At 58.2% G+C, this 12,759-nt stretch carries 12 protein-coding genes; 9 read left to right on the plus strand and 3 right to left on the minus strand.

Translation table 11 applies throughout. The features are described from left to right. The first annotated feature begins 1 nt into the window (after window position 1). A complete protein-coding gene (era, locus tag BUA15_RS07375; protein ID WP_072715472.1) occupies window positions 2-934 on the plus strand; it encodes a GTPase Era in 933 nt (310 codons plus the stop codon). On the opposite strand, the gene BUA15_RS07380 is transcribed toward era, so the two are convergent. Further along, window positions 928-2,139, minus strand: coding sequence for a 4-phosphoerythronate dehydrogenase (locus BUA15_RS07380; protein ID WP_072715345.1), 1,212 nt, complete (start codon window positions 2,137-2,139; stop codon window positions 928-930). The genes era and BUA15_RS07380 overlap by 7 nt on opposite strands. A 416-nt stretch (window positions 2,140-2,555) precedes the next feature. On the opposite strand from BUA15_RS07380, the gene BUA15_RS07385 reads away from it, so the two are divergent. Next, complete coding sequence (locus tag BUA15_RS07385; RefSeq protein ID WP_072715346.1) at window positions 2,556-3,206, plus strand: cell wall hydrolase; 651 nt, start codon at window positions 2,556-2,558, stop codon at window positions 3,204-3,206. A gap of 77 nt (window positions 3,207-3,283) precedes the next feature. Beyond that, window positions 3,284-4,303 carry an endonuclease/exonuclease/phosphatase family protein gene (locus tag BUA15_RS07390; protein WP_245771963.1) on the plus strand — a complete coding sequence of 340 codons (1,020 nt, stop codon included), beginning with the start codon at window positions 3,284-3,286 and terminating at the stop codon, window positions 4,301-4,303. Window positions 4,304-4,359: 56 nt separating this feature from the next. Here BUA15_RS07390 and BUA15_RS07395 read toward each other — a convergent pair whose 3' ends face one another. After that, complete coding sequence (locus BUA15_RS07395) at window positions 4,360-4,995, minus strand: outer membrane beta-barrel protein (protein WP_072715348.1); 636 nt, start codon at window positions 4,993-4,995, stop codon at window positions 4,360-4,362. A gap of 110 nt (window positions 4,996-5,105) precedes the next feature. Between BUA15_RS07395 and bshA the strand changes: the two genes are divergently transcribed. Together bshA and BUA15_RS07405 are read left to right on the plus strand one after the other, a co-directional pair. Beyond that, window positions 5,106-6,254: an N-acetyl-alpha-D-glucosaminyl L-malate synthase BshA gene (bshA, locus tag BUA15_RS07400; protein WP_072715349.1), complete on the plus strand. Its 1,149-nt coding sequence runs from the start codon at window positions 5,106-5,108 to the stop codon at window positions 6,252-6,254. Window positions 6,255-6,259: 5 nt separating this feature from the next. Next, window positions 6,260-7,336 (plus strand): hypothetical protein, encoded by a 1,077-nt coding sequence (locus tag BUA15_RS07405; RefSeq protein WP_072715350.1) that lies wholly within the window; start codon window positions 6,260-6,262, stop codon window positions 7,334-7,336. A gap of 1 nt (window position 7,337) precedes the next feature. Here the strand turns inward: BUA15_RS07405 and BUA15_RS07410 are convergent, their stop codons facing one another. Next, window positions 7,338-7,985: an MBL fold metallo-hydrolase gene (locus BUA15_RS07410; RefSeq protein WP_072715351.1), complete on the minus strand. Its 648-nt coding sequence runs from the start codon at window positions 7,983-7,985 to the stop codon at window positions 7,338-7,340. 171 nt (window positions 7,986-8,156) lie between these two features. Between BUA15_RS07410 and BUA15_RS07415 the strand changes: the two genes are divergently transcribed. The 4 genes from BUA15_RS07415 to rtcA are packed head-to-tail and all read left to right on the plus strand — an operon-like array spanning window position 8,157 to window position 12,653. Then, a complete protein-coding gene (locus tag BUA15_RS07415) occupies window positions 8,157-9,419 on the plus strand; it encodes a metallophosphoesterase (protein WP_072715352.1) in 1,263 nt (420 codons plus the stop codon). Between the two features lie 9 nt (window positions 9,420-9,428). After that, window positions 9,429-10,865, plus strand: coding sequence for an LptF/LptG family permease (locus tag BUA15_RS07420; protein WP_072715353.1), 1,437 nt, complete (start codon window positions 9,429-9,431; stop codon window positions 10,863-10,865). Further along, window positions 10,834-11,574, plus strand: coding sequence for a 16S rRNA (cytidine(1402)-2'-O)-methyltransferase (rsmI, locus tag BUA15_RS07425; protein ID WP_072715354.1), 741 nt, complete (start codon window positions 10,834-10,836; stop codon window positions 11,572-11,574). Before BUA15_RS07420 ends, rsmI begins: the two co-directional genes overlap by 32 nt. After that, window positions 11,571-12,653 carry an RNA 3'-terminal phosphate cyclase gene (gene rtcA, locus BUA15_RS07430; protein WP_072715355.1) on the plus strand — a complete coding sequence of 361 codons (1,083 nt, stop codon included), beginning with the start codon at window positions 11,571-11,573 and terminating at the stop codon, window positions 12,651-12,653. Before rsmI ends, rtcA begins: the two co-directional genes overlap by 4 nt. Window positions 12,654-12,759 lie beyond the last annotated feature (106 nt).

Raw genomic sequence — 12,759 nt, forward strand, 5'->3', positions numbered from 1 at the left:
GATGGAACCAGAAAAAACGCAATCCACTCCTTCCCTGCTGATTGATCCAGCCCAACTGCCGCCCGATCATCGAAGCGGTTACGTGGCCATCGTGGGAAAACCCAACGTGGGCAAAAGCACCCTGATGAACGCGCTGCTGGGCCACAAGCTGTCGATCGTTACCCCTAAACCTCAAACAACCCGCCATCGCATCCTGGGTATCCTTTCCGGCGATACCTTCCAGATTATCTTTCTGGACACGCCAGGCGTGCTCAAGAAAACCCGCTATAAACTCCACGAACACATGCTGCGCACCGTAGATCGGGCAGTCGCTGACGCCGATCTCGTACTGTTTATGGCCGAGGCTACGCAACGCGCGCCGGACACAATCAGCCTGAACCACCTCGGAAATCGACCGGCAATTTTAGCCCTGAACAAAATGGACCTGGTGCGCCAGGAGCAGGTGCTTCCGCTCGTAGATGCCTACATGAAACTGTATCCTTTTGAAGCCGTCGTGCCGATCTCGGCCCTGACTGGCTACAACCTAGACGTCTTACTCAAAGAAATTATCCATCGACTACCACCAGGCCCTCCCTTCTATCCTAAAGATCAGCTCAGCGAGCATCCCGAGCGTTTCTTCGTGGCCGAAATCATCCGGGAAAAAATCTTTGAGCAATTCCGCGAGGAAATCCCTTATGCAGCCCAGGTCAACATTGTGGACTATAAAGAGCGCCCAGAAGGAAAGGACTTCATCGACGCAGAAATCGTGGTCGAACGCCCCACGCAAAAGGCAATTTTGATCGGAAAAGGGGGCCAGGCCCTCAAACGTCTGGGAACCGCAGCGCGCCAGGAGATCGAAGCGTTTCTAGGACGGCCGATCTATCTGCAACTGCACGTCAAGGTGCGCGAAGACTGGCGCAACCGTGATCGACTCTTGCGTTCCTATGGCTACTGAGCCACGGTTTCCGCTTCGATAAGCTGTACGCCCAGTCCAACCGTAACCGCTTCTTGCAGCGCTGCTGGGACAAACGCGCGCTCCATCCGATGCAGGGAAAAGCTACGGCGACGCGGATAGGTGCGGCGCAGCTCTAAGAAGCGTTCGGCCCGCTGGGCGGGCGTACCCCCCTGCATCACAATCCGAAAACGGGCATCATCAGCAGCAATGTCGTACATCTGGCGCACCAGCTCGGCCAACCACAACGTTTCAGGCAATCGGCTATCCGGCGGAATCAAATCTAACCGATCACCGGGTTGAGGCTGCAACAGCTCGCTATCGTCCGACTGAAGCGGTAGCTCAAGGTGCTGCGCCAGCGCGCTGGCCAGCATAAGCGTGGCCCGAACCTTACCATCATACGAATGCCCCGCAATGTGCGGTGTGGCAATGTCCACGCGCGCCACCAGTTCGGGGTCGGGCGTGGGCTCATCTTCCCAGACGTCCAGCACCACGCCTCCCGGATACCCTCGATGCCGGGCCGCTAAGAGAGCCCGGCTGTCCACCACAGCACCACGCGACGTGTTCAATAACCAGGCCGACGGACGCATGCGCGCCAGCGCTTTTGCATCGATCAGATGATAGGTAGCATGAGGCCCGGTGCGCGTCAGCGGCACGTGCAACGACACGATGTCAGCTTCTTCCAGGATTGTAGCGAGCGACACGAAGTCGGTGCGTCCCGTCTGCTCCGCCAACGGCGGATCGCAGCAAAGCACCTCTACCCCCAGCGCAGGCAGTCGCCGGGCCAGTCGTCCCCCAATATGGCCACAACCAACAATGCCAACCACTCGTCCTCGCAGCGAAATATGCTGCCGCACCGCCAGCTCTAGCAAAGCTGCCAGCACATACTCAACGACCGCATCCGCATTGGCGCCCGGGGCATAGGCAAAAGCAATCCCTCGCGCCTGCAAATAGGCCAGATCAACATGATCAACGCCGCTCGTGGCAGACCCCACAAACTGAACGCGGCTGCCGTCCAGCAACGTCGCATCGACTCGGGTAACGCTGCGCACCAGAAGCACGTCGCAATTACGCACCGTGGCCGGCGTAATCTGATCCGCAGGAAACGACCGCACTACCCCGAATCCCCGGAAAGCTTCGCGGGCAAGCGGAATATTTTCGTCTGCAACGATGCGCAGGGGACGCTGCAACCCGGGATGCAGCCACATGGGTCCGGCCACCGCTTAATTGCCCTAAAAGTACAAAGGGAATAGGCCTAAAGCCAGCACGAAATACCGATTTTTTTCTGCCAGATGCTCATAGCGTCATTTTGTCCGACGCACTTAATCATTTTATACATAAGTAACTGTCTTACAATATTTTATAACCAACTTTATCATACTTTATTCAAAAAGGAAGCCCTTCTGACCAATTAAGGCACGGGTTTTGAGCGATGGTACGGCAGAGCATTCACTGGATTTTCTCTATATGCTCACAGACACTTGGCATGCCGTGAAACTACCGGCGCCTCGTGTCATTAGTTCAAACAAAGGTTGCCGGGTCGTCAACAGGCAGGTTAATCGCAACCGCAGGCTGTCTGGCTGTTGACGACTCGGCTTGTTTTATGAACCAACCCGGTACAACCATGAGAAGCAAGCGAACAGCAGGTATCCTGCTGGCGCTGCTCCTTCTGGGCGGACTCCTGGTCTTTCATACAGACCGGTTGCTGGGGGACACAGCTCCCCAGACGGCAGTGGATACAACGCAGGTGTACATAGAGCTTGATTCCCTGAAGGACGTGCGGGCCCACCTGATTCGACTGGGGGCGCGTCGGCTGCCCCCGGTTCCCCCTGAAGCCATTGATACAGAAACGCTCTGGCTGGCCCGCGTGATTTATTCAGAAACCAAGCGGCCTGAAGAGATGGAGCTGGTCGCGTGGGTCGTCCGCAACCGCGTCGAGACGCAGTACCGCGGCAAAGCGACCTACCGCGACGTCGTGCTCGATCCGTTTCAGTTCAGCGCCTTTATTCCGTACAATCCGCGTCGGCATTACTACCTGCGTCTGACGCCGCACTCTAGAGCGCCTGGCTGGCAGCAGGCGCTCAGCATCGCGTATTACGTACGATTTGCCGACACCACGCACCGGCCGTTTTCTATCCGCACGCGCCATTTCTATAGTGAGCAATCCATGACAGGCCGCCTGCTGCCTGTCTGGGCCGAAGGCGTCCATCCTATCCGACCTATGCGCTATCAGGTAGACGAGCGGCGTTTCCGGTTTTATGAAGATATCTCCTGACGCACAACAGGCAATTGTTGTAACTTAAAGGCCTGTACCCTGAAGGTACAGGCCTTTTTTCATCAAACCTTCCTGCCATGATGACACGCCGCCTGGAGTCTCTCCTGCTGATTGTTTTCCTACTCCTGCCTGCCTGCCGACAGACCGAGCCGGAACCTGAAGTTGTTGAGTATCCTCGCACCGGGCTGTTTGTCCCCGAACCTCCCCCTCAATACCAGAGCGAAGGCATCCGAATCGCCACCCTCAACACATTCTTTCTCTTCGACGGGTATGGCGACGAAGGCCAGGCAGACTTTCCCCACAAAGGAAACCCCGAAGCTGCCCGTCGTCACCGCGCACGCATTGCACAGGTGCTGCGCATGATCAACGCAGATCTAGTAGTTCTTCAAGAGGTAGAAAACGCAGCCGTGCTTCAGCGCATGGTCGCCGAAGACTTGCCCGATCTGAACTACAAGGTCTACTTTGTCCAGGGACACGACACGTTTACCGGTCAGGACGTCGCGGTACTCTCTCGACTCCCTGTTGAAAAAATCGGCCGCACCGAAGAGCGCGTGCCGGTGGCAGGCACCGACGACACCTACGGCGTCAGCAAAAACATCTGGGTACGCCTCTACCTGGGCGATCTGCCGGCTACTATCATTGGCGTGCACTTCCTGTCGCGTCCCAACGATCCCCACCGCAAACCCCGCCGCGAAGCGCAAGCAGAAGTCATCCGCCGACTGGTTGAACGCGAGCTGGCTGCCGGCCGCGCCGTAGCCGTAATTGGCGACTTCAACGACTACGATGAAACTGTGCCCGACTTGAATGGCAACCGCCCCATTACGCGCGTCCTGGCTCTTGTCAAGGCAGCCGGCCCTTCCCCTGACGACGATCTTTACAACGTAATGGCCGAAGTGCCCCAGCACGACCGTTTTACCGTCTTCTACGACGCCGACGAAGACGGACAGGTAGAATGGCCCGAACTATCAGCCATCGACCACATCTTACTCTCTCCTCGACTCCGCGCCCGCCTGCGCGAAGTGCACTACGTGCAGGCCTACGACCCCCGCACCATTACCGACCACTTTCCCGTCGTCATTACACTGGCTCCCCGTTAACTAAATTAAGGCCACCCGAAACTCCGGATGGCCTTCTGCAACGCCCACAGCCGAGCTTACAACGCAATTCCTACCCGCAGCATCACCGCATTCAGATGCTGACGCGCATCCGGAACAAAGGCCACATCCCCCACACTGAACTCGTCGGCAAATGCCGTAATACCAAATGTGTACTGCAACTCCGGGTAGAGCCGCAGCCCAAGCAAGTTGACCTCCACCCCTACTCCCAGGCTTCCTGCCAGACTGAACGCCTTCAAATTGTCTTCAATTTCTCTGTCTGCCTGCGACGGAAAACGCAACACCGGTCCAGCCATCACATAAGGCGTCAGAAATGGCAACGTCATCCGATAGCGCACGTCAATGGGAATCTCCAGAAGCGATACGTCGAACCCTTCAGGCACCGGCTGATCCGACAGGTCGTCCTGAAAACCCTGGTACAGCGCCCCTGCATCCATGTAACGCAGCCCCGGCCGAATGGCCACCGGTCCCAGCGGCAAATCAAACCAGATCGCCACATGCCATCCCTGGCTATTGTCGAACGTAGCCTGCGCGTCCCCCACTTTAATATCGCTGAGCCGGTTAAAGTTGAGTCCTACCGACATGCCCAATTGCGCCCGAGCTGCACCCGAGGGTAACACGAGCAGCGCAAGAACTACATACAGCATGTGCAGCGCAACTTTCTGCCTGGTCATCGTTTTCCGGGTTTGGTTGTTCAATCATTCAATGAGGCCTGTGCAACCTGAACTCCGGTGCCGGGTTCACTGCTGCACGCCGCCCCTGTAAAAATTCACCGGCTATCGCCATGCGTATTGGAATCTCTTGCTATCCGGTATATGGCGGCAGTGGCGTGGTAGCCACCGAGCTGGGCAAGGCCCTGGCAGCTCGCGGCCATCAAATCCACTTTATTGCATACTCTATGCCGTTTCGACTCTCCCACATTACTGAACGAATCTACTTTCATGAAGTGAACGTCAACGCCTATCCCCTCTTCGAGTATCCTCCCTATGATCTGGCCCTGACCAGCAAAATGGTGGACGTGGTCAAGTATGAAAAACTGGATCTGCTGCATGTGCATTACGCCATTCCGCATGCCACCAGCGCGGTGCTGGCCCGCCAGATTCTGGAAAAACAGGGCATCTACGTGCCGGTAATCACAACGCTACACGGCACCGACATTACGATCGTAGGTCAGGACCCATCGTTCAGTCCGGTGGTCACGTATTCGATCAATGAATCGGACGGAGTTACGGCCGTCTCCGACTACCTGCGTTGCGAAACGCTCACGCACTTTGAAGTTACCCGTCCTATTGAAGTGATCCCCAACTTCGTAAACACGCAGCGTTTTCGTCGGCTGAATAAGCTGCACTTCAAGCAGGCGCTGTGCCCCCAGGGCGAAAAGGTGATCGTGCATGTGTCGAACTTCCGTCCTGTCAAGCGCGTGCCTGAAGTCGTACGCGTATTTCATCGGCTCCGCCAGGAAGGCGTCGCGGTCAAGCTGCTGCTGGTGGGCGACGGCCCCGACCGGGTGCCCACCGAACACCTGGCTCGCGAGCTGGGCGTCTATGAGGACGTGCGTTTCCTGGGCAAACAGGACCCGGTCGAAGAGATTCTCTCGATTGCGGATGTTTTCCTTATGCCCAGTGGCTCTGAAACATTTGGGCTGGCCGCACTTGAGGCAATGGCATGTGGCGTGCCCGTTGTAGCCAGCCATATCGGCGGCCTACCGGAACTGATCGTGGACGGTGAAACAGGCTTTCTGTGCCCACTCGGCGACCTGGACGCCTTCACCGACCGAACCCGCCGCATTCTAACCGACAATGGGCTCTGGGAACGCATGAGTAAGGCAGCCCGCCAGCGGGCCGTGGAACATTTCGACACGGAACGCATCGTTCCCCGCTACGAAGCCTACTACGAGCAGGTATTAGCACAGACCGCACCCCGGATGGTCTGACGGCAATGGCCCATCTAATCAGCCGCAAAAAACCAGCCTACCCTATCAGTGATTATCTGCGCTCCTACCTGGAGCGCTATGGACGCATCTACGATGGCGGCATCCGCTACGACGACCTGCTACGCTACAACAACGCCATTCCGTTTTACGATGAGCAAGGGCGCGATACGCTCTGGTCAACGGTCTTCTACCCAGAACTTGAACAGAAAGAAATTCATGACCGCCTGCGGCTTACCTATGCGCTTCTGAAAGCAGACGGCGACTTCTCCATCGCCGATCACCTCTACATCGACCGGATTGACCTGTGCCTTTATGGCAACACTTCGCCGTTCCGCGTGCGCATCGTCAATGCGCTCAATGACAACTTTGACTACTTCTACGTCAAACGCGTCGATGCCAACCGTATCTACGGCCTTGAACTGGAACACATCCTGTCTCCCAACCGCATCAACTATTTTATCTGGGGTGACACGATTATCGAAGAGCACATCATTGGAATCCCAGGCGATGACTTTATCAAGGATCACATGCCAACAAACCGCTTCGACCAGGTCCGGCTGGCTAAGGAGTTTGTCAAGTTCAATGAACGCTGCTTCGTCCGCCTGCTGGGCGACATGCACGCAGGCAACTTCGTGATCGACGGAACGCCGGATCTGGAAAAGTGGCACTACCGCATCCGCCCGATCGACTTTGACCAGCAAAGCCATCACTGGCGCAAAGAAGTCTACCTCCCTGAGTGCTTCCACCAGAATATGCCCTTCGTCGAACTGGTTGCCGAATACCTGCCTGAAGAGACCATCATTCAGTACCAGAAAGAAGAACGCGCCCTTATTGCCAACCGCATGCGCGTTTCGCGCGGCCGTTTCCAGGCGCTCATGGAAGTCATGCAGGAAGATCTGATTGCGCCCGAAGAAAACGTCCGGCGCCTGGGTGCGCAACTGGCCGAACACTATGGGGACGCTCGCTTTGAGCGTTGCCTGACCATGGGCGAGCTGGTGTGGTATTCAACGCAGATTGTCCTTGAGCGCAGCCGTCCGGCCTCCGTTGCCTTCTACTTACGCGCTGTTACGGGCTTACCCTGAGCTACCACGGAAAGGCACCGGTCAGGAATGGATTGTGCTGCCGCTCCTGACCGATGGTGGTTTCGGGGCCATGTCCTGGATAAACGCGCGTCTCGTCGCCCAGGGGAAGTAACTTTTGAAAGATCGACTGCATAAGCACAGGAAGGCTGCCCCCGGGCAGATCGGTCCGGCCAATTGATCCCTGAAAGAGTACGTCGCCTACAATAACCAGCCGATGCTGCTCATCATAAAAGCTAATAGACCCCGGCGAATGCCCCGGCGTATGCAGTACTTTCCACGTAGTCTGGCCAAACGTAATCGTATCCCCCTCATCTAAGAAGCCCTCCGGAGCGGGAGGCGGGTCGATCGGTACGCCAAAGAACTGCCCCTGCACATCGGCCTGCTCAAGCAGGGGGACATCTGCCCGATGCATCCAGAACCCCTTACCGGCATACTCGCTAAAAAACCGACACCCGAAGATGTGGTCGAGATGGGCGTGCGTCAGGAGCAAATGACGCAAGCGCAACCCATGACGCTCCAGGTAATCAACTACGGCCTGCTGCTCGGCTGGCGTGTGGCAGGCAGGGTCAACCAGCACGGCCTCGTCTCCATCGTGGCAGATATAGCAGTTCGTCTGAAAGGAATTGAAGGTGAACCGATGAATCTTCATGGCTAACAGCTCCCTCACGTTTCGCACAAACTTATCATGCCCGACGCGCTTTGAAAAGCACCTGACCGGTTTTTCACGGGCTGTCCTAACCTGAGCGGAACATCTCCAGAACGTTTCCGTGCTGCTTAGGCCATCGGCCGAACGGAAAGCTGAGAAGCTGTAGCAGTACGTATGGGGCGGTTTGTGCTATTTTCGGTCGGGCTTGTACTGGTGACGCTGGCCATCGACGGCTACGTCTATCTGCACTGGCGTCGCTTTGCTCAGTCCCGACCGGCATTGCGCTGGACGCTTACCCTCTACCGGCTGCTGCTATGGATCATGCCGCTGGCGCTACCGGGCTATTTTCTCCTGTTCCGCTGGTGGGAAGTCGAACCTAAGCTGGCCCGCGCGCTATTTTTCGGGAGCTGGGCTTTCTACTACGTGCCCAAGGTGCCCATCGCGCTGGTGTTGCTGGTCAAAGACGGCATGCAGCAGCTCGTGCGGTTGGCGATGCGGCTGCGTTCACGTCCAGCCCCCCTGGAGTCTTCTACAACCCAGACCAATACAGCCCGCCGCATGAGTCGCGCCGAATTTCTGCAAAAACTGGGATGGTCAGCCGCTGCCTTACCGTTTCTGGCGGTCGGAAACGGCGTGCTGCGCACGCGCTATGACTTCACCGTACATCGCGTGTCCCTACCGGTCCCCGACCTGCCCCGGGCCCTTGAAGGCCTGACCATTGGCCAGATCTCGGACCTGCACGCCGGTTCTTTTTTTGACGACCGCCCTGCTCATGAGGCAGTCGACCTGCTGCTGGCGCTCAAACCCGACCTGATTGTCATTACAGGCGACTATGTCAACCACGAGGCGGACGAGCTTCCCCTGATCCTGCCGGCGCTTCAGAAGCTGAAGGCCGAACTAGGGGTCTGGGGATGTCTGGGCAACCACGATCATTACGCCCACACGCCTGACGTAGTACGCCGGCTTCATGAACAAACGCCCCTGCGGCTATTAATCAATGCGCACCACACGTTCCGCATCGACGGCGCCCGTCTTCATCTGATCGGTACCGACAACACCGGCTTTCGCCAGCGCTTTGCCGACCTGCCTCGAGCGCTGGCCGGCCTTGAAGCCGACCCCAACGGCGAAGAATTCCGGTTGCTCCTGGCACATGACCCTTCCTTCTGGGACCTTGAAGTGCGTCCGGGGTATCCTGACATCGACCTGATGCTCTGTGGCCACACGCACGGAGGCCAGATCGGCATTGAACTGGGTCCGCTACGCTGGGGACTGGCGCGCCTGGTCTATGAACGCTGGGCCGGCCTCTACGTGGAACCGGCTCCTACCCCTCGAGGTCGTCAATACCTGTACGTCAACCGCGGTGTGGGAACCGTCGGCCCTCCGCTTCGACTGGGCATTCGTCCAGAAATCACGCTCCTTACGCTGCACCGCGCCTGAGCGCCGATCATGAAACACCTGCACCGCATGACGCTCAGCATGCTGCCCGGCCCCTTCCTGGGCTGGTTTGGCACGCTGATGTTTTTGCTCGTCATGCAGTTCCTCATCAAGTACCTGCCCGACCTGGTGGGCAAAGGACTGCCGCTGGGTATTATTCTGGAGCTCATCAGCTACAACCTGGCCTACATGGTCGTGCTTGCCGTCCCCATGGCCACGCTGATTGCCATGATCATGACGTTTGGACGGCTGGCCGAATCGAATGCCTATCAGGTTATCAAAAGCGCAGGGATCTCGCTGCTGCAACTGACCTGGCCTTTGCTAATCGTGGGTGCGTTGCTGACCGGCGCCATGATGTACTTCAACAATCTGATTCTACCCGAAGCCAACCACCGCGCTCGCAACCTGTGGATCGACATCCAGCGCAAAAAACCGGGCTTTCAGTTACAACCCGGCGTATTCTATGACGGAATCGAGGGCTACAGCATCCTTGTCCAGCACCGCGATCCTGAGACCGACTCGCTCCGTGATATCACCATTTATGACTATCGCTACAGCGGGGAACACGCTGTCCTGAAAGCCCGGCGCGGCCTGCTGCAACCTATCGCTGGCGGCCGTTTTATCGATCTCATTCTGGAAGATGGGGAGTTTCACCGGTTGCGCCGTCTTGAAGGACAGGAGCGCTACGAGCGTCTGGCGTTTGCGCGCTACCGGCTGCGCCTGGATCTGTCGGACTTTGTGTTTACGCGAAGCCAGGAAGAAGGATATCGCACCGACCGCACCACGCCCACACCACAAATGCTAGCGCTGGTCGACTCCATGGAAGCGGAAGTGCAACGCAACCGGCAGCGCATTCGCCAGCTTCTACTGGGCGTGCTGCATCCCACAGCGCAGCGCACTGCGGCAAAGACGCCCGCTTTCCAGGCAGCCGCAGATGACATGCTGCTTTCCCGCCCAGTCCTGCAAGGGCTTCCCGACACCCGGCGCAGTATGCTCTACGAACTGGCGCTCCAGCAGAGCCGCCGACTCCAGACGCAGATTGAAGAACTACAACGAACAGTTCAGTGGACAAAGCGACGGGCGGATCGCTACCGCGTCGAGATCCACAAGAAATTCTCCATCGCAGTTGCCTGCCTGATCTTCGTACTTATCGGCATGCCGCTCGGTCTGAGCGTGCGCCGCGGAGGACTGGGGCTGGCTGGCGGGCTGGCCCTGGGCATCTTTTTGTTTTACTGGATCACGCTGGTACAGGGCGAAAAACTGGCTGATCGCGGCTACCTGGCTCCCTGGCTTGGCATGTGGCTTCCTAATCTGGTCATGGGGCTGATCGGGTTGGTGCTGGTCACCTATGTTTCGTTTGACCTGCGCGTGACGCGCCCGCTGGTGTGGCTAACCCAAAAACTGCACGCATTGCGTGATGCTGTATCTCGTCCCTACGCCTATCGGTAACCTGGAAGACCTTACGCTGCGCGCCTTGCGGATCCTGCGTGAAGTAGATCTGATAGCCTGTGAGGACACGCGCACCTCGGCTAAGCTGCTCCGCCACTACGGTATCACCACCCCCACCACCAGCTATCATGCCCACAATGAAGCCCGCAAAGCCGCACAACTGGTGGCCCGCATGGAAGCGGGCGCACGCGTCGCTCTGATTACCGATGCCGGCACACCTGGCATCAGTGATCCTGGCTTCCGTTTAGTACGCGCTTGCCTGCAGCGACGTATTCCCGTGATAGCCCTTCCAGGTCCCACTGCGTTCGTGCCGGCGCTGGCTGCCAGTGGCCTTCCCACCGATCGATTTGTATTCGAAGGCTTCCTCCCCACCAAAAAAGGTCGCCAAAAACGCCTGGCCGAACTGGCAACCGAACCCCGCACGATGGTGCTGTACGAAGCGCCGCATCGGCTGGTCCGTACGCTTGGCGATCTGGCGCAGGCGCTGGGCGACGAACGACCGGCTGTCGTCGCCCGAGAGCTGACCAAAACATTTGAAGCGTTTGCCCGGGGCACACTGCGCACGCTCCATGCATACTATGCAGCCCAGCCGCGCGTGCGCGGTGAGATCGTACTCATTGTGGCTGGTACCACCTACCGTCCCGATCCTGACTGGCCACGTGAACAGGCTCTCATTATGTCATCATACGTTTCAGAAACACGCTCATGAGCACGCCTGCCCCTCTATCCCTGGATGGTAGCCAGCATTCTGGGAGCGGGACGCTGGTGCGCCAGGCAGTAGCCCTGGCAGCCCTGCTGGGCCGTCCCCTGCACCTCTACAACATACGAGCACGACGCCAACCACCGGGGCTGCGCCCCCAGCACCTGAAGGCCGTTGAAGCCGTGGCAGAGTTAGTTAATGCCCGGTTGGAAGGTGCCAGAGTCGGCAGCCAACGCCTGACGTTTGCTCCTCGCAGCCGACCGCGTGGGGGCGTCTACCGATGGGACATTGGGACAGCAGGCTCCGCAACGCTCCTGGTGCAGACTGTTCTACCCGTACTGGCCTTTGCAGACAGTCCTACCCGGGCTATCATTCGAGGCGGATTGTTCCAGGATTTTGCCCCGACGTTTTTCCACCTGCACCATGCGTTACTTCCGCTTCTCAGCCGCATGGGGCTGGAAGCTCGCCTGACCATGCAACGGCCAGGGTACGTGCCCCGCGGTGGCGGCGAGCTGCTTCTGGAAGTCACTCCTTTACGCGCACCCCTCCAGCCGCTTCGACTGGAACAGCAGGGGCACCCCATCCGCGTCTTCGGCATCGCGCTGGCTTCCCACCTGAAGCAACGACGAGTAGCCGAACGCATGGCGCTCCGTTGTCGCCAACGGCTGGTGGAAGCCGGACTGCCCGACCCTCATATCGAAATCATGAACGACACGAGAGCTTACCAGCCAGGCGCTGCCCTGGCCCTCTTTGTTGAAACCGACACGGGGGCTCTGCTGGGCGCAGATCAGGCTGGTGCCCCGGGCCGCCCTTCTGAAGTCATCGCCGACAACGTGGCCCATATGCTCGTGGAAGATCTGCGGTGTGGTGCCACTGTCGACCGCCACCTGGCCGACCAGCTTCTTCCCTACGTGGCCCTGGCCCAAGGAACCTCCACATACTACCTGCCAATGGTTACTGATCACGTGATCTCAAGCTGCTGGCTGGTAGAACAATTGCTGGGCGTCTCGGTGCAGCGACAGGGACAAAAGCTCTCCGTCGCAGGGATTGCGCAGCAACCGGCGGCCGCTCCGCCTGCGACACGCTGAGCGCAAGTCCTGCACGCACTTTTGGCCTCTGTTTGACCTCTACCGCACTGCTTTCGGGGCAACCCGCCCGTTGGCCCGGCGTTAGAAAGGCGTTTTTTCGGGAAAT

This window comes from Rhodothermus profundi, from assembly GCF_900142415.1.
Lineage (GTDB): Bacteria > Bacteroidota > Rhodothermia > Rhodothermales > Rhodothermaceae > Rhodothermus > Rhodothermus profundi.